We start from the raw sequence: 16,190 nt of genomic DNA, 5'->3' as shown, positions 1-16,190 counted from the left end.
GTGGCGCGGTGTGCTCGCGGCCGCGAGCGGGCTCCCCGTGGTACGGCGTGCCGTCGACGACGCCGCGTCCGTCGGCGCGCGGTTGGTCGTCGCGGCCGCGCTCGGTGAGCGGCTCGACGCCGACGCGGTGAACCCGGTGGTCGAGCGCGAGCCGCCCGACGCGTCACTCGTCGAGACCTACCGTCCAGTTCGAGTTGTCTCGGATGCAGCCGCCACGGCCGTGCTCGGCATTGCCCCCGAGCCAGAGCTGCGAGAACCGTCGCTATGGGCCCCCACTAACGACAGTTAAAGAGTAAACTGTCACTTATGAGCAGCCGAGCGCTGGTTGGTGATGGGACCCGACGTGGCTGACCCGCGTTCGGTGGCCGTCGTGGCCGAATGGCCGGCGCACACGCAGGAGCCTCGCCCATGGACGACCAACCCCGACGCGCGCGACAGTTCTGGACGCCGGCCCCCGTACGAGGATCGCACGCTCGAAGAGATCATGGTCTCGATCCCGCCGAGCATCGCCGATATCACTCCTCGACTCTCGCCGTCGACCACGATCGCGGTCGAAGAGGCCGCGGCAGCGATCGTGACCCTCGATGAGGGCATTGGAGCGCGGCTCGGTGCGCTGAGTGGGTTCCTGCTTCGGTCGGAGTCGATTGCAACCTCGAAGATCGAACGGATCTACGCAAACCTCGACGATTTCGCGCGAGCGCTCGCCGGCCAGCACGCAGGTGAGGAAGCCCGTCAAACTGCTGCCGCGGTCGCGGCGATCGGGAGTCTCGTCGACCGCGCCGAAACGAGTCCCCTCACGGTAGAGGTGATCGACGAAGCGCACAGAAGGCTGCTCGCCGACGACCCAACCGAGGGACACTACGCCGGTACTCACCGACCGATGCAGAACTGGATCGGAGGGAACGACTTCTCGCCACGGCTTGCCGAGTACGTGCCGCCCCCTCGCGAACTTGTCGGCGCCTTGATGGGCGATCTCGAAGCGGCGGCGAACCACACCGACGTTCCCGTGTTGTCGCAGGCTGCGATCGTGCACGCGCAGTTCGAATCGATTCATCCCTACACCGATGGCAATGGGCGCATCGGGCGCGCGTTGATCAACGTGGTGCTGCGCAGGAGACGGCTCACTCGCCGGCTGGTCGTGCCGATCGCGTCGGTCATGCTCGCTGACGTCGACGAATACTTTGCGCGCCTCGACGCCTATCGCGGCGGCGATGCTGACGGTTTCGTGAGGTACACCGCGAACGCGGCCACCCTCGCGTCCGATGAGGCGACCACGAGCGCTCTGGCACTCGCCGAGTTGCCGGGACGCTGGCGAGGGGCAGTGCACGCGCGAGGAGGTTCTGCCACCGACAAGCTTCTTGATCGACTCCTCGACACACCGGTACTGACTGATAAGACTGCTGCTGCTGCCGCGGGCTCGTCGGTGCGCAGGATCTACGACGCGCTCGAGCGTCTCGCCGAGGGACGCATCCTGACCGAGGTGACCGGCAAGGAGCGCGACCGGGTCTGGGTGGTCGCCGACGTGCTCGACGAACTCGATCGACTCGAACAGCGCATCGGCCGACGCAAGCGCGGAGCAGGCTGACGGACTTTCCGGCGGTTCAGCCCTGCCGCACGGTGATCGACGCGGTGGGGCAGTGCTGGGCTGCCAACTCGACGCGGTCTTCACGACCGGTCGGATCTCCGGTAACGACGGCCAATCCCTCGTCGTCGAGGTCGAACACTCCGGGTGCCCAGAACGAGCAGTTGCCCGACCCCATGCACGTCTCGCGGTTGATCTGGATCTCGACGCTCATGCGGGATCGAACACCAGTGGAAGGTGCTCGGCTTGGCGGATACCGAGGGAGTAGTGGACCTCCGCACCGTCGGCGACGCGGTAGTCGGGGATCCGCCGGTGGAACTCGTCGAGGGCGACGCGCAACTCCAGCCGGGCGAGGTGCGCGCCGAGGCACAGGTGATGGCTGCCCCCGAACGCGAGGTGCCGGTTGGGGTCACGCGCGAAGTCGACCTCCGAGGGTCCGAATTCGTCCTCGTCGTCGTTGGCCGCGCCGAGCACGAGGTTCACGCTGTCGCCCGCTTTGAGCTGCACACCGCGCAGCTCCACGTCTTGCGCGACCGCTCGCGGAACGAGCATCACCGGGGTGAGCCATCGCAGCAGCTCTTCGACCGCGGCGGGTATGCACTCGGGGTTGTCGACGATCTCGCGTCGGTGGTCGGGATTCGCCGCGAGGAACGCGATCATGCAGTCGAGCGTGGCGGTCACGGTGTCGAGCCCGCCGATGAGGAGCAGGTGGCTCATCCCGAGCAGCTCGCGCTCGCTCAACGGCTCGCCGTCGATCGTCCACTGGACGATCTGTGACAGCAGGCCGTCGTTGGGTTCCTCCCGCCGGAGCGCGATCGCCTCGCGGAAGTACTCGTTCATCTCGAGGCTCGCCTGCCGGCGGATCCGTGCGGCCCCCTCGAAGTCGCCCGGTTCGACCGCCGGGCGGACGTTGTCGTCGCGCCACTGCAGGAACTTGGGCAGGTCCTCCCGGGGCAGGCCCATGAGCGGGAGGAAGATGCGCGACGGCAAGGGCGTGGCGAGCTCCTCGTGGAAGTCGCACGAGCCGCGACCCGCGAAGCCGTCGATGAGCTCGCGCACGGTGCCGCGCACCTCGGGCTCGAGCTTCTCGATCTCGCGGGGTACGAACTGGGGGTTGAGCAGCCGCCGGTACTTGGTGTGCTGAGGGGGGTCGACCTCGAGCGGAATCTGGGGTTGCTCGCCGAGGTACAGACCCATGTCCTCGGAGGTGAAGTACTCCGGGTGGCGCATCGCCCAGAAGATGTCGTCGTAGCGGCTGAGGAAGACCTCGCCGCGAGGCTCGGTGTCGCGACGCGCGACGGGGCACTCCTCGCGCAACCGGCGGTAGTTGGGATGAGGATCGTCGGCGGTGGCCGAAGTGAGCAGCGCACGGGTCGCGTCGGACTTGTGGGTCTGGGTCATGTCACTCCCTGCGATCGAAGCCGTCGCGCGAAGCCTCCGTCCCCCGACCGTACCCGTTACGCCGGAGCAGACGCCCGGTCCTTGGCCACCTCGTCGAGGAGCGTGTACTCCTCGCCGGTGTCGACCCAGTCCTCGAACTGGATCACGCCGAGCTCGGTGAAGCGGTCGCGCAACCAGCCGTCGCCGGCGTCGAGCAGTCCGAGCTTCTTGCAGTTGGGCACGATCTTCGAGAACAACATGCCCTGGAAGATCGGGCGGTCGGGCGAGTTCTGCATGGCACGGACGGCTTCTTTGACGTCGACGCCGAGGCGCTCCCACGTTTCCTGCTGGAGGAACCGGTCACGCATGCGCACGGCGGCCTCGAACGCGAACTCCTGGCGTTCCTTGATCTCGGCGGCGCCGAGCTCGGCGTAGTACTCCTTGAGGGAGAGCACGCCGAACGCGACGTGACGGGCTTCGTCGCTCATGACGTAGCGGAGCAGCTTTTTGAGCAGCGGCTCGGTGGTCATCTGGTGGAGGAACCCGAACGCGGCGAGCGCGAGGCCCTCGACCATGATCTGCATCCCGAGGTAGGTCATGTCCCAGCGGGAGTCGGCGATGATGTCGTCGAGCAGCATCTTGAGGTGCGCGTTGATCGGGTAGTAGCCCGAGAGCTTGGTGTCGAGGTAACGGGCGAAGACCTCCACGTGGCGGGCTTCGTCCATCACCTGGGTCGCGGCGTAGTACTTGGCGTCGATCCACGGCACCGTCTCGACGATCTGCGCGGTGCAGATCAGCGCGCCCTGCTCGCCGTGCATGAACTGCGAGAGGGTCCAGTTCTGCGATTCCACGCCGAAGCGGACCCACTCCTCGTCGCCCCACTTCTCGAACGGGGTGCCCGCGAAGTCGCCCTCGCGGTTGAAGCCGTTCTGGTTCTGGTTCTCCGCCGCCACCTTCTCCTGGTCGACGTCGGTGTCCCATGGGAGGTCGTTGGCGTTCCACTGCGACGTCTTGGCCTTCTCGTAGAGCTTCACGAGCGCGGGACGGCTCCGGTCGTAGTCCCACGTGAAGATCGCTTCGGCATCGGCGCGGACCGCGTGCTCCACCTCGTCGACGTCGGTGTTGGTGATGGCCAGGATCGCGTCGAGGTCGTTCACCTCGTTGCGACCGATGAGCTCCGAGTTCGATGTCATGGCAGCTTCTTCTCGTAGTCCGACCCGATCATGTTACCGACCGGTAACCCGAGAACAATACGTCCCGGGGAGGTGCGGCGGCGGCCCGTCGGGCGCGCCGCGGATACGATGCGCGCCGACTGGGGGTGATGAGTCGGTGACCGAGGTCGAGTCGGCGTGGGGGCGCTACCCCGACTATGAGATCGATCTCGTGCCGTGCGGGGCGACGGCGCGGGTCTGGTTCGGCGACCTGCTGCTGGCCGAGAGCGACTCGTGCCTGCGCGCCGAGGAGACCGAACACGTCGACCGGCTGTACTTCCCCGAGGACGACGTCCGCTGGGAGCTGTTCACGCCCACCGACCGCCACACCGTCTGTCCGTTCAAGGGCGAGGCCGATTACTGGACGCTCACCGCGAGTGACCCGCCGGAGGAGAACCTGGTGTGGGCCTATCGCCGGCCCTTCGACGAGGTCGGGGGTATCAAGGGCCACGTCGCCTTCTACCAGGAGCGCGTCCGCGTCGAGCTCGAGGAGCGGTGGGCCGGCGACGACGCGCGCGCTGTCACCACGAACCGCTTCCCGGCGTGGGGCGACGCGGCAGATCTCCTCCGGCTGCTCGACGTCGAGCCTGACGGACCGAACCGATTCGTCGGACCGCCGTACCGCGACGTGTCGCGCAACGTGGTCGAGGGCGGCCAGATGCTCGCGCAGGCGATCGTGGCCGCGTCGAAGACGGTCCCGCATCAGCGAGTGACGTCGGCGTACATGATCTTCTCGAAGTCGGCCTCGTTCGACGCACCGCTCGACCTGAACGTGGAGGTCCTGCGGGCCGGCCGGACGTTCTCCACGGTCGAGGTGGTCGATCAGCACGACCAGTTGCGCAGCACGGGCTTGCTCCTGCTCGACGCCGGCGCCCCCGACGTGTTCACGGGTGCAGCCGAGATGCCTTCGGTGCCCGGCCCTTACGAGGCCGAGCCCCTCGACATGCGCGTGACCGGCCGCGATCTGCGCATCGTCGACGGCGCCTACTCGCAGGACGCCGACCAGGTAGGCCCGCCCGAGATCTACGCCTGGGTCCGCTTCCGCGACGCGCCCGTCGAGCCGTACCTGCACGCCGCCCTGATGGCCCAGTCCACGACCCACTGGACGATCGCGGCCGCCATGCGGCCCCACCCGGGTTTCGGGGAGGCCCACGCTCACGTCACACTGTCGACCGGCATCATGTCCATCGCCATCGCGTTCCACGACGACGTCGAAGTGACCGAGTGGCTCCTGTACGCGAACCCGGCGACGTACGCCGGGCGGGGCCTCGCGCAGGGCGAAGGCCGCGTGTTCACCGAGGACGGCCGCCTCGTCGCCTCGTACTCGGTCCAGGCGATGATCCGCGGCTTCGCGAAAGATCCCTCCGCGCTGGGACTCGACGCGACCAACGCGATGTGACGACGGGTCGCGTCAGGCGTTCTCCGTCGCAACCGCCGCGGGGCGGTGGAGCACGGCGCGGGTCGGTCGGATGCGGATCATGTTGTCGCCGTTGCCCGTGCCCGACGTATGGGTCACGTCGGCGTCGACGATCAGGCTGTAGCCGGTGGGTTCCTTCGGCGGCCAGAGCACGCTCACGAGCGCGCGTGCACGCGCGTATTCGAGTGTGCGGTTCCCGACCGAGAGCTCCAGTTCGTCGCCGTGCCACGTGAAGTCCACGGCGACGCTATGGGGACGTCCGTCGTCGGACACGGTGAGCAGGTAGGGGGCGCGGTCGGTGTCGTCGATCGCCTCGTGCAGTTGTCGCAGCTCGACCGGGATGCTCACGCGGGGACGGCATTCGCCAGGCCGGCGACGTCGAAGCCGAAGACCTTCGCCGCGTTGCCCGACACGATCGCGCGCAGATCGTCGTCGGGCACGTCGGCGAACTGGCCGCTCGCGACCTCTTGCGACGTGGGCCACGTGCCTTCGGGGTGCGGGTAGTCGTTGCCCCACATCAGCGTCTCCACGCCGGTGATGTCGCGGTTGTTGATCGCGACCGGGTCGTACATGAAGGTCGCGGCGCATTGACGCCGGATCAGCTCGCTGGGTTTGAGCGACAACTTGGGGTTCGCCCACATGTTGTGATCTTCGTAGATGGCGTCGGCCTGGGTCATGATCCACCCCAACCATGCCGCGCCGGTTTCCACGGTGACGAGCCGCAAGCCCGGGAACCGGTCGAGTGCGCCGCCGGCCGCCATGGTGAGCAACACCATCGGTCCGTCGAGTTGCGCGCCCATGATGTAGTTGATCACCGCGCCGCCCGGGCCGCGCACCACGCGCGGCTCGTGGCCGGTGCCGGAGTGGAACGTGAGCGGCAGGCCGATGTCTTGCGCGACTGCCCAGAACGCGTCGTATGCCCCGTCGTTGTACAGGCGCTGCGGCACGTGCGCCGGGAGGAACAACGCGCGGAAGCCCTGTTCGGCAACTCGCTTCGCGTCCTCGATCGCGCCGTCGATGTCGAGCATGGGCACGATGCCGACGGCGAGCAGGCGGGGATCGTCGAACACCTCGGCCGCCCAACTGTTGTAGGCACGGCACAGCGATCGCTGGAACTGCGGGTCGTCGGACGAGAAGCAGGCCTGCAGTGCGAAGGTCGGGAAGATCACCTCCGCGCTCACTCCGTCGCGCGCCTGATCGCGCAGACGATCGGCGGCGTCGAAGTCGCCGACGACAGCGACCTCGCGCTCGGATGCAGGCATCAGCCGTCGCGGCCGCATGTTCTCGACGAGCAGGGTGCGCCACTCGCCGACGGTCTCGATGCGCGGCACCCGGTCGCGGAACTGGGCGTCGACTCGCTCGGCGAAGAGCTCGATCGGCTCGGTCACGTGCGCGTCGGTCGAGATGAACGTCTCGCCTCGGTAGGTCGCGGTCATGTGCGGAACTGTACCGGGCCGAGTCAGCCTCGGCTTCGCCGCGCGTACGCCTCTCGCTGACGCTCGGACATTCCGGCGGGGTCCGAGAGACCTACCGAGCCCGCGGCGATCGCGTCCGGCGACTTCGGCGGGAGATGGAGCAACTCGCGCACGTCGTCGACCGGTCGATGCGCGAGCGCGTGGAAGTCGACCGCGAACAGGTCGGTGCCGAAGCCCTCGGCGACGGCCTTGCCGCGGCGCAACGCGTCGGCGAGTCGCGCGCCCATACCCGTGCCCTGCAGCTTCCGCTCGCGCACGTCCATCTGGAAGAAGCCCTGCTCGTGCACGTAGCCGGTCTCGAAGAGGCCCACCATCGTGGCGATCCACGCGAATCCCTTGGGGTCGGGGTCGGCCCGCCCCACGAGCGCGAATGTCTCCAACTCGCCCTCCAGGTTGGTGCCGTAGTCGCCGAGCACGTGCACGAAGTCGTGTTGGGCGATGAAGGCCGACGCGCCATTGGGATTACCGGGAAGCGCGAAGCCTCGGGTGTCGTACATCTCCCACGTTGTCCGCCCGACGGTCCCCGGTTCCAGCTCGGCAAACGCCGCCCAACTCTCTTCGAGCGCAGGATCGGCGATCGGGTGGTCGAACGGGTCGTCGAAACCGACCGACGTGTGGAGGGCGTCGGACGTCGTTTCGTCCCACCGGTCGGTGAAACCGCTCCGGCGCAGGTCGACCCAGGCGAGCCCGAACGTGCCTTGCGCGTAGCGACGAGCCACACGCACGAAATCGTCGTCGATGCCCAGCGCGTGCGCGTAGGTCGCGACGTTCTGCGCGACCTCGGCGGGAAGCGGTCGCAGGACGAGCTCGCCCAAAACCATGTGGTGCACGATGCGTTGCCGGTATTCGGGGCCGTGCCGCTCGAGCGTCTGCGCCAGCTCCTCGGGGCCGAGGGGCTCGAGATCGCGGTAGTCGACGGAAACGTCGGTGAGGGCCTTCGTGATCGCCTCGAGGACCGCTACCTGCACGTCGGTCAGCCCCGACTCGGGCGCGACCGCGGTGGCGATCCCGCGCGACACTGCCAGGATCTCCTGAGCGTCAGGAGGAGAGAGGTCGAACTCCCGCACCGGTCCGCTCATCGCCCCCAGAATGCCAGGCCGACGGCGTCCTGTGGTAACCGGCATGATCTCGTGACATGGAGGCACCAGTATGAGCGTCAGTGAGAAAGCAGGATCGACTCCCCATGCCGGCGTGCTGGCCGCGCGCACGCTGCGCGCGCACGACGCCGACACTGTCTTCACGCTCAACGGCGGCCATATCTGGCCGCTCTACGACGGTTGCGTCCGAGAAGGCGTGCGACTCGTCGACACGCGTCACGAGCAGACGGCCGGGTTCGCGGCCGAGGGTTGGGCCAAGGTCACTCGCCGCGTCGGCGTCGCCGCGCTGACCGCGGGGCCCGGGGTCACGAACGGCATCAGTGCCATCACGAGCGCATGGCTCAACGGGACGCCCGTGTTCGTGGTCGGCGGTCGCGCGCCCGCGGGTCGTTGGGGTCAGGGCTCGCTGCAGGAGCTCGATCACGTCCCCCTCGTCGCGCCGATCACCAAGTACGCGGCGACGGCTTCCACCGCCGACGACGTGCCCGGCGCGTTCGACTGCGCGCTCCGGGCCGCGCGCACGCCACACCGCGGCCCGACGTTCGTCGACGTTCCCCTCGATCGCTGGGGTCCCACCGATGCCGCGGTGATCGCGCCGGTCGGGCCGGCGGAGACGGCGGGCGCGGCACCCGACCCGGACGCGATCGCGCGCGTGAGTGGACTGCTCGTGGCCTCCGAACGCCCGGTCCTGCTGATCGGCGGCGACGTGTATTGGGCGGGGGGCGAGACCGAAGCCCGCGCGCTCGTCGAGGCGGTCACGCTTCCTGCCTTTGCCAACGACATGGGTCGGGGCGTGCTCGCGGCCGACCATCCGCTCTGCTTCGCGCGGGCGCGCTCGGTCGGCTTCCGGGAAGCCGACCTGGTCGTCGTCGCCGGCACGCCGCTCGACTTCCGGCTTTCCTTCGGTCGGTTCCCGGACGCGGCCGTGGTCCACCTCGTCGACTCGCCCGGCGCGGTCGCGACCCACGCCGACCTCGCCGCGTCGACCGTCGGCGATCTGCGGGCGACCCTCGGCGCGCTGGTGGAGCAGGTCGGTCGCGTCGGCGACACGGGAGGCGCCCGCGCGGCACGGGCTGACTGGGCGGCGCGGCTCCGCGACGAGGAGCAGGCCGCGCGCCACTCCGACAACGCGCGACTCACATCCGACGCGTCGCCGATCGATCCAGTGCGCGTATACGGCGAGCTGCGCCGACGGCTCGAGCGCGACGCGATCGTCGTGGGCGACGGCGGTGACTTCGTGTCCTACGCGGGCCGGTACGTCGACACCTACACGCCTGGCTGCTTCCTCGGTCCCGGTCCATACGGCTGCCTCGGATCCGGAACCGGCTACGCGCTCGCGGCGGCGCTGGCCCATCCGGAACGCCAGACGGTCGTGCTCTACGGCGACGGCGCGATCGGCTTCAGCCTCGGCGACCTCGACTCTCTCGCGCGCCACGGCGCGAACGTCGTGGGCATCGTCGGCAACAACGGGATCTGGGGACTCGAGAAGCACCCGATGCAGGCGCTGTTCGGGTACGACGTGATCTGCGACCTCGCCCCAGCGACGCGCTACGACCTCGTGGCGCAGGACCTGGGTTGCCACGGCGAGCTCGTGACCGAGCCCGCGGAGCTCGGGCCCGCGCTCGATCGCGCGTTCGCGTTCGACGGCCCGACCCTCGTCAATGTGCTCACCGACCCCGCCGACGCCTACCCGCGTTCGAGCAACTTGGGGTAGGCGGCACCACCCAACGGGCCGACCAATCGGGTCCAAAGGCCCTACAGCGAGCCGCGGGCCTCGTGCACCATGCGGTAGGTGCTGCTTTGCGGCAGCCCATGCGGTCGCGGCGCTTCTTGGATCGCGGCTCGAGTTTGAGAGGTGGACTGCGTGACTCGAATCCGAAGGGTGGCGACGCGCGGAGTTGGAATCGCGCTGATCACGATCGTCGCACTGTTGCTCGTCGCTCCGGCGAGTGCTTTCGCGCGGCCGTACCGCGTGGCTTCGGCCTCGACGGCCGTCACGACGGTAAAAGTGGAGGTCGGCGACACCGCGGGCGTCAAAGGCCCGATGACGATGACGGTGACCCCCACGTCCGCGCCGGCGGGCAAGGTGAAGTTCACGGTGACGAACAACGGCACGATCATTCACGAGATGGTGGTGCTGAAGACCAACACCGCGTACGACAAGCTGCCGGTGAACTCCAAGACCCACAAGGTCAGCGAGGCGAAGAGCGTCGGCGAGGTCGAGGACGTCCCCAAAGGCAAGACGAAGTCCAAGACGCTCACGCTCAAGAAGGGCAAGTACGTAGTCGGCTGCAACATCGCCAAGCATTACGACATGGGGATGCGCGCAGCGTTTACGGTTACCTGATGGCCGCGCGTTCGAGCAGCGCGACAACGATCGGCTGGGGACGAGCGCTCGTATCTGCCGCGGTCATCCTCGTCGCCGGGGCGGTGCTCTTGGTGTTCGTGCCCAATTGGCTGCTCACGCATCTGACGGGACTGTCGCGAAACGGGCGTGTCGCCGTCGTCACAACGTCGTTCGTCGTTGTGTTCGTCGCGTTCGCGTGGGTGTTGCGGCGACTGCAGGCACGGCGCGTGATCTGATGCCCGGCGAACCGCGCGTGCCTGACGCGCAGTGGTTGTGGGAGAACGAACCCTGTCGCGCGGCGTGCCCGGTCCGCACCGACGCGGGTGGTTACGTCACCGCGATCGCGGAGGGCCGTTACCGGGATGCCTACCTGATCGCGCGGGCTCCGAATCCGTTCGCGTCGATCTGTGGTCGCGTCTGCGCGGCGCCCTGCGAGACCGCGTGCCGGCGTGGCACGGTCGACGCGCCGATCTCCATCCGTGCGCTCAAGCGGTTCGTGACCGAGCGCTTCGGGGTCGAGAGCTTCGCCGCCAACGCCGTTTGGCACGAGGCACACGGCCCGGTGCCGCCCGCGACCGGACCGTCGGTCGGCGTGATCGGCGGCGGCCCCGCCGGTCTGGCGGCCGCGCACGATCTTCGCCTCGCCGGTCATCCGGTCACCGTGTACGAGGCCAACGAGCGGCTCGGCGGGATGATGGTGCTCGGGATACCCGAGTACCGACTGCCCCGAGGCGTGATCGCCCGTGAGATCGGCGCGATCCTCGAACTCGGCGTCGACACCCGCCCCGGCTTTCGCGTGGGCACCGACGCGAGCCTGACCGAGCTCCTCGACCGGCACGGCGCGCTCTTCCTCGCGGTGGGCACCGGCCGCGCTCGCAGCCTCGATCTGCCCGGACACGACCTCGACGGCGTGCTCCGTGCGATCGAGTACCTGCTCAACGTGAACCAGGGCTTCCGGGTCGATCTCGGCGAGCGTGTCGTCGTGGTAGGTGGCGGCAATGTCGCGTTCGACGCCGCGCGCACGGCGCTCCGCGCCGCTGCCGACGGCTCCGCGTCAGAGCCGGCGTCCGTGCCCGGTCCCTCGCTCGAGGACGCACGCCGGGCAATGACGACCACCCTCGACGTGGCGCGTGCCGCGCGACGCGCCGGTGTGCTCGAGGTAACGGTGATCGCGCTCGAATCGCCCGAGGAGATGCCGGCCGATCCCGAAGAGATCGCCGAAGCGGAGCGCGAGGGCATCACGATCCTGTACCGGCGAGGGCCGCATCGCTTCGTGGGCGGCGATCGGGTACGGGGGCTCGAGACGATCGTCGTCGAGTCCGTCTTCGATCGCGAAGGCCGCTTCGCGCCGACGTTCCTCCCCGGCACCGAGGAGGTCCTGCCCGCCGACTCGGTCATCCTCGCCGTCGGCCAGGCCGCCGACCTGAGCCTGCTCGGAGAGGTCGCCCTCGAGCAGACCCCGCAGGGCACCGTGCGCGTGGACCCGATCACGCTCCAAACGTCGCATCCCAAGATCTGGGCCGGCGGCGACGTTGCCAAGGGGCCGCGCAACCTCATCGACGCGATCGCCGACGGGAAGCGCGCGGCGGCCGCGATCCACGCTGCGCTCGGCGACGCGCGTCCCGCGTCGCCGCTCGCGCTCGCGATCGAGATCAGCATCCGTCCGGGCTTTCGCCGTCTCGACAGCGGCTACGACGCCATTCCTCGCGTCGACGTGCCCACGACGCCCACCGATCGTCGCATCGGCTTCGCCGAGGTCGAGGTGGGCTTCGACGAAACCGACGCCACGCTCGAGTCGCTGCGTTGCCTGCGCTGCTTCGACAACATCATGCTCGACCCCGCGCTCTGCATCCTGTGTGGCCTCTGCGTCGACATCTGCCCCACCGACTGCATCACGATCGTGCGAGCCGACCGCGTCGGTGCCGGCGCCGAGATGCAGTCTGCCTTGCTGCTCGAAGAAGACCGCTGCATCCGTTGTGCGCTGTGCGTGAACCGCTGTCCGCCCGGCGCGTTGTCGATGGTCTACGCGAGGGAGGTCGTGCGTGCCTGAGCCGACGCGCGACGCGCTCGAGCCCGAGGTTGCCACGCCCGCGCACGGCCTGATGGGGAGGATGCAGCGCAGTGAGCTGTGGCGGTCGATGTTCCGTCACCCGCAGCTCGACACCCCGCGCGGACGCGCGCTCCAGTCGTTCAGCAACTTCTTCCTCCACGTGTACCCGGTCAAGATTCCGGCCCGGGTGTTGCGGCTGCGCTACTCGTTCCGGCTCGGGTTCATCGCCGCGGTGCTGTTCGGGATCCTGGTCGCCACGGGCGTGTACCTGATGTTCTTCTACACGCCGTCGCCGACGGCCGCGTACGGCGACATGCAGCACCTGAAGACCGGAGTCGGCTTCGGCCAGCTCATCCGTAACGTGCATCGCTGGTCGGCGCATCTCATGGTGCTGGTCATCGTGCTGCATCTCGTGCGCGTCTTCTACGCCGGCGCGTACAAGCGCCCGCGCCAGTTCAACTGGGTGATCGGCGTGATGCTGTTGCTGCTCACCCTCGGTCTGTCCTTCACCGGATACCTCTTGCCCTGGGACCAACTGAGCTACTGGGCCGTGACTGTGGGCACGAACCTGGTTCATTACGTGCCCGTGCTGGGCGGAACGCTGCAGGACCTGCTCATCGGTGGCGACCAGATCGGGGCGAGCACGCTGCTGCGCTTCTACGCGCTCCACGTCGCGGTGCTGCCCGGGTTGCTCATCCTCGTGCTCGCGGTCCACATCTGGCGGGTCCGCAAAGACGGGTTCGCGGTGACGCGTTCGAGTGCAGGTGCGTTCGAGGAGGAAGCAACCGCCCGGCCTGCTGTGGGCGTGCCTGCCCTGGGCGCGCCCGCCGCGCTGTACGAAGGGCGGACGCGGCTGCTCGGTGTGGTCGACCGCGAGTCCGTGACGGCCGAAGATCGTCCGGTCGACGACACGGTCTTCAGCTGGCCTCACCTGGTCGCGCGGCACGTGGTCGTCGCGCTCGGGGTGGCGGCCGTCGCGCTCGCGATGGGCGTGGCCTTCGTGGCGCCACTCCGGGGGCTCGCAAACCCGAACGTGACCCCCGAGCCCTCGAAGGCGCCGTGGTACTTCTCGGCGCTGCAGGAGTTGCTCTCGCGCTTCGACCCGCTGGTCGCCGGCGTCCTCGTTCCCCTGGGCATCGTGCTGGTGCTCGTGCTGCTCCCGTACATCGACCACAACCCCGCGACGGAGGCCCGCAACCGCAAGGTGGCGGTGCTCCTCTTCACCGGGCTGCTGGCGACCGCGGTAGTGCTCACGGTGGTCGGCACGTTCTTCCGAGGTCCGGGCTGGCGTTTCGTCGCCCCGTGGACCCACTGGTACGTCGAGTTCTAGGTAGAAGCGGCTCGCAGAGAGCGACCCATAGTCAGGAGCGAACGGTTGCGAGCCGGGTATCCCGGCTCGCAGAGAGCGACCCATAGTCAGGAGGCCCGACATGGCGCGCAGCAGGCGGCAGTTCCTCGTCGATCTCTGGAAGGTGGGCGGCATCTTCCTGATCGGCGCGGCCGGCTACACCACCTACGAGGCGTTGCGCCCGCTCGCGAGCGCGGCCGGGGGCGGCAAGCTGAAGCTGGGACGGGCGAAGGACTTCGAGCGGGGCACGGCCACCTACTTCCCCGAAGGGCGCCTCTACGTGACGAGCGCGAAGGGCGATCTGTTCGCACTGTCCCAGAAGTGCCCCCATCTCGGCTGCCAGGTGCCCTTCTGTGAGAGCTCGGGACGCTTCGAGTGTCCCTGTCACGGTTCGATCTTCGACCTCGGGGGCGAGTGGATCACCGGGCCGTCGCCCCGCGGGATGGATCGTTACCCGACCGACGTGCAGGGCGGCGTGGTCGTCGTCGATACCGGCACGCTCGAGGCCGGACCCGACCAGGGTGCCAAGAAGTACCTCACGCCCGCCAAGGGCCCGAACTGCGTGAAGGGGGGGTGACGTGCCACGCGAGCGACCGCGGCCGGGCCCGTTTGAGCCGGAAGCGCTCGAGCGGACCCTCAACCGGTATCTGGTGATGGGCCTCGTCTTCATGTTCGTGCTCGTCGCCGGATTCGTGGCCTACCGGGTTCGGGAGCCGTCGTTGCGAGCCGACGCGGCGAGCTCCCAACGCGCGACCTATACGAAGCTCGGCAAGGAGTTGTTCGCGAACAATTGCGCCGAATGCCATGGCGACAACGGCAGCGGCGGCGGCGACGCGCCCACCCTTCACTCCAAGGAGTTCCTCGAGAACACCTCGGACGAGCAGATCCACGCGCTGACCTCGGGTGGGGTCTCGGGCACGGAGATGTCGGCGTGGGGCATCGACTTCGGCGGAACCATGACCGACGAGCAGGTCCGCCAGCTCGTCACGTACCTGCGGTTACTCGAGAAGCACGCGCCGAGCATCCCCGACTGGCGCACCGGCGCGACTGCGCCTTGACCATGGGTCACTCACTGCTCGCCGGGATACCCGGCTCGCAGTCGTTCACTCCGAGCGCGCGGTGGTACCGGTCGTCGGTCGCGCCGTGCGACACGAGCAGATGGAGCCCGGCGTCAAACGGCCGAGGTAGCGCATCAGCCACTCGCGTTTGGACTCCCCGGGCGTGCCGCGCATGCTCAACACGTCGACCGACGCGAACGGCAGCGACCACTCTGAAATCGCTCGTCATCTGTACCGGAACTGTTCCATATGACGCGCGAAAAAACGCGGGTTGCGCGGGCGGGGAGACCATTCGATGATGGGACCTGTGGAGCTCACCTCGGTATTGCAGGGTGGCATCAACGATGGCTCGCTCGACGGCAAGGTGGCCATCGTGACCGGTGGCGGACGCGGGATCGGCCGAGCGGAGGCGCGCCGGCTCGCCGCTGAGGGTGCGAGTGTCGTCGTCAACGACTTCGGGGGAACGCTCGTCGGCGAGAATGCGGACTCCGCGCCGGCAGAAGTCGTCGTCGAGGAGATCCGCGCGGCGGGTGGCAACGCGGTTGCCGACACGGGCGACGTGACTGAATGGGCGACCGGTCGTCGCCTCGTTGCCACAGCGCTCGACGCGTTCGGCCGCCTCGACATCCTCGTCAACAACGCGGGCATCGCTCGCCCGCGCATGAGCTTCAACATGTCGGAGGACGACTGGGACTTGGTCACGAAGATCCACTTGACCGGATCGTTCACGGCGACGCGCTTCGCGGCCGAGCACTGGCGCGACGAATCGAAGCGCGTCGATGCGCCCGTCGACGCAGCGGTCGTGTTCACGACGTCGGTCAACGGGCTCCGCGGCGCGCCCGGGCACGTGAACTACGCGGCAGCGAAAGCCGGGATCGCGGCGATGACCACGGTGCTCGCATCCGAGCTCGCTCCCTACGGGGTGCGGTGCAACGCCATCGCGCCGTTGGCCATGACACGGATGACCGAGGAGTTGCACGAAACTCCGATCTTCGCCGGGCACCCGCCGGATGCGCTCGCGCCTGAGCACGTCGCCGCGCTGGTGACCTGGCTGGTGTCGCCGCGGGCCGCCGGCATCACCGGCCAGGTCGTGGAAGTCACCGGCGAGCGGCTCAACGTGTGGGAGGGCTGGCGACCGGTCGCACGCGCGTCGATCGAAGGCGAGTGGACGCTGGAGCGTCTCGACCGCGTGCGCGAGCAGCTCTTCGGCTGATCAGTTCGCCGG

General features: G+C 68.6%; 18 protein-coding genes. 11 read left to right on the top strand and 7 right to left on the bottom strand.

From position 1 onward, the window contains the following. Nucleotides 1–289 (top strand): hypothetical protein (locus tag WD271_01065; protein MEX1006418.1); only part of this gene is annotated, 289 nt, incomplete at its 5' end. Nucleotides 290–343: 54 nt separating this feature from the next. After that, nucleotides 344–1,585 (top strand): Fic family protein, encoded by a 1,242-nt coding sequence (locus WD271_01060; GenBank protein MEX1006417.1) that lies wholly within the window; start codon nucleotides 344–346, stop codon nucleotides 1,583–1,585. Between the two features lie 16 nt (nucleotides 1,586–1,601). Here the strand turns inward: WD271_01060 and WD271_01055 are convergent, their stop codons facing one another. The 3 genes from WD271_01055 to WD271_01045 are packed head-to-tail and all read right to left on the bottom strand — an operon-like array spanning nucleotide 1,602 to nucleotide 4,155. Continuing rightward, entirely contained in the window at nucleotides 1,602–1,796 is a 195-nt protein-coding gene (locus WD271_01055) for a ferredoxin (protein MEX1006416.1), read from the bottom strand. Further along, nucleotides 1,793–2,983 (bottom strand): cytochrome P450, encoded by a 1,191-nt coding sequence (locus WD271_01050; GenBank protein ID MEX1006415.1) that lies wholly within the window; start codon nucleotides 2,981–2,983, stop codon nucleotides 1,793–1,795. The genes WD271_01055 and WD271_01050 overlap by 4 nt, the downstream gene beginning before the upstream one ends. A 56-nt stretch (nucleotides 2,984–3,039) precedes the next feature. After that, entirely contained in the window at nucleotides 3,040–4,155 is a 1,116-nt protein-coding gene (locus tag WD271_01045) for a ferritin-like domain-containing protein (protein ID MEX1006414.1), read from the bottom strand. A 136-nt stretch (nucleotides 4,156–4,291) separates the two neighbouring features. Here WD271_01045 and WD271_01040 point away from each other — a divergent pair, with 136 nt between their 5' ends. Beyond that, nucleotides 4,292–5,572: a DUF427 domain-containing protein gene (locus WD271_01040; GenBank protein ID MEX1006413.1), complete on the top strand. Its 1,281-nt coding sequence runs from the start codon at nucleotides 4,292–4,294 to the stop codon at nucleotides 5,570–5,572. A 12-nt stretch (nucleotides 5,573–5,584) separates the two neighbouring features. On the opposite strand, the gene WD271_01035 is transcribed toward WD271_01040, so the two are convergent. Genes WD271_01035 through WD271_01025 form a run of 3 tightly spaced genes read right to left on the bottom strand, consistent with a single transcriptional unit; the run spans nucleotide 5,585 to nucleotide 8,144 of the window. Continuing rightward, complete coding sequence (locus tag WD271_01035; protein ID MEX1006412.1) at nucleotides 5,585–5,938, bottom strand: hypothetical protein; 354 nt, start codon at nucleotides 5,936–5,938, stop codon at nucleotides 5,585–5,587. Continuing rightward, nucleotides 5,935–7,026, bottom strand: a complete 1,092-nt coding sequence (locus tag WD271_01030) for an amidohydrolase family protein (GenBank protein ID MEX1006411.1) — start codon at nucleotides 7,024–7,026, stop codon at nucleotides 5,935–5,937. Before WD271_01030 ends, WD271_01035 begins: the two co-directional genes overlap by 4 nt. Nucleotides 7,027–7,049: 23 nt before the next feature. Then, nucleotides 7,050–8,144: a hypothetical protein gene (locus WD271_01025; GenBank protein MEX1006410.1), complete on the bottom strand. Its 1,095-nt coding sequence runs from the start codon at nucleotides 8,142–8,144 to the stop codon at nucleotides 7,050–7,052. A 70-nt stretch (nucleotides 8,145–8,214) separates the two neighbouring features. Between WD271_01025 and WD271_01020 the strand changes: the two genes are divergently transcribed. The 7 genes from WD271_01020 (at nucleotide 8,215) to WD271_00990 (ending at nucleotide 14,965) form a co-directional block, all read left to right on the top strand. After that, nucleotides 8,215–9,876 carry an acetolactate synthase gene (locus WD271_01020; GenBank protein ID MEX1006409.1) on the top strand — a complete coding sequence of 554 codons (1,662 nt, stop codon included), beginning with the start codon at nucleotides 8,215–8,217 and terminating at the stop codon, nucleotides 9,874–9,876. A gap of 168 nt (nucleotides 9,877–10,044) precedes the next feature. Continuing rightward, nucleotides 10,045–10,509 carry a sulfocyanin-like copper-binding protein gene (locus WD271_01015; GenBank protein ID MEX1006408.1) on the top strand — a complete coding sequence of 155 codons (465 nt, stop codon included), beginning with the start codon at nucleotides 10,045–10,047 and terminating at the stop codon, nucleotides 10,507–10,509. After that, a complete protein-coding gene (locus WD271_01010) occupies nucleotides 10,509–10,745 on the top strand; it encodes a hypothetical protein (protein MEX1006407.1) in 237 nt (78 codons plus the stop codon). Before WD271_01015 ends, WD271_01010 begins: the two co-directional genes overlap by 1 nt. Continuing rightward, the gene (locus WD271_01005; GenBank protein MEX1006406.1) at nucleotides 10,745–12,559 is read left to right on the top strand and encodes an FAD-dependent oxidoreductase; all 1,815 of its coding nucleotides are present in this window, start codon (nucleotides 10,745–10,747) and stop codon (nucleotides 12,557–12,559) included. Before WD271_01010 ends, WD271_01005 begins: the two co-directional genes overlap by 1 nt. Next, nucleotides 12,552–13,889, top strand: coding sequence for a cytochrome b N-terminal domain-containing protein (locus WD271_01000; protein MEX1006405.1), 1,338 nt, complete (start codon nucleotides 12,552–12,554; stop codon nucleotides 13,887–13,889). Before WD271_01005 ends, WD271_01000 begins: the two co-directional genes overlap by 8 nt. 100 nt (nucleotides 13,890–13,989) lie before the next feature. Then, nucleotides 13,990–14,484 carry a Rieske 2Fe-2S domain-containing protein gene (locus WD271_00995; GenBank protein MEX1006404.1) on the top strand — a complete coding sequence of 165 codons (495 nt, stop codon included), beginning with the start codon at nucleotides 13,990–13,992 and terminating at the stop codon, nucleotides 14,482–14,484. Between the two features lies 1 nt (nucleotide 14,485). Beyond that, entirely contained in the window at nucleotides 14,486–14,965 is a 480-nt protein-coding gene (locus WD271_00990; protein MEX1006403.1) for a cytochrome c, read from the top strand. A gap of 7 nt (nucleotides 14,966–14,972) precedes the next feature. Here the strand turns inward: WD271_00990 and WD271_00985 are convergent, their stop codons facing one another. Next, a complete protein-coding gene (locus WD271_00985) occupies nucleotides 14,973–15,107 on the bottom strand; it encodes a hypothetical protein (protein ID MEX1006402.1) in 135 nt (44 codons plus the stop codon). Between the two features lie 156 nt (nucleotides 15,108–15,263). Between WD271_00985 and WD271_00980 the strand changes: the two genes are divergently transcribed. After that, a complete protein-coding gene (locus tag WD271_00980; protein ID MEX1006401.1) occupies nucleotides 15,264–16,178 on the top strand; it encodes an SDR family NAD(P)-dependent oxidoreductase in 915 nt (304 codons plus the stop codon). The last annotated feature ends 12 nt before the right edge of the window (nucleotides 16,179–16,190 follow it).

It is taken from the genome of Acidimicrobiia bacterium (assembly GCA_040880805.1).
Classification (GTDB): Bacteria; Actinomycetota; Acidimicrobiia; order IMCC26256; family DASPTH01; genus DASPTH01.
The sequence above is the reverse complement of the archived record's forward strand: the minus strand, read 5'-3'. Positions and strand labels throughout refer to the sequence as shown.

Bases quoted from the DNA above. Each gene is read 5' to 3' on its own strand.
- WD271_01055 (MEX1006416.1), bottom strand. From the start codon at position 1,796: ATGAGCGTCGAGATCCAGATCAACCGCGAGACGTGCATGGGGTCGGGC.
- WD271_01050 (MEX1006415.1), bottom strand. From the start codon at position 2,983: ATGACCCAGACCCACAAGTCCGACGCGACCCGTGCGCTGCTCACTTCG.
- WD271_01045 (MEX1006414.1), bottom strand. From the start codon at position 4,155: ATGACATCGAACTCGGAGCTCATCGGTCGCAACGAGGTGAACGACCTC.
- WD271_01030 (MEX1006411.1), bottom strand. From the start codon at position 7,026: ATGACCGCGACCTACCGAGGCGAGACGTTCATCTCGACCGACGCGCAC.
- WD271_01025 (MEX1006410.1), bottom strand. From the start codon at position 8,144: ATGAGCGGACCGGTGCGGGAGTTCGACCTCTCTCCTCCTGACGCTCAG.
- WD271_01020 (MEX1006409.1), top strand. From the start codon at position 8,215: ATGAGCGTCAGTGAGAAAGCAGGATCGACTCCCCATGCCGGCGTGCTG.
- WD271_01010 (MEX1006407.1), top strand. From the start codon at position 10,509: ATGGCCGCGCGTTCGAGCAGCGCGACAACGATCGGCTGGGGACGAGCG.
- WD271_01005 (MEX1006406.1), top strand. From the start codon at position 10,745: ATGCCCGGCGAACCGCGCGTGCCTGACGCGCAGTGGTTGTGGGAGAAC.
- WD271_00995 (MEX1006404.1), top strand. From the start codon at position 13,990: ATGGCGCGCAGCAGGCGGCAGTTCCTCGTCGATCTCTGGAAGGTGGGC.
- WD271_00980 (MEX1006401.1), top strand. From the start codon at position 15,264: ATGGGACCTGTGGAGCTCACCTCGGTATTGCAGGGTGGCATCAACGAT.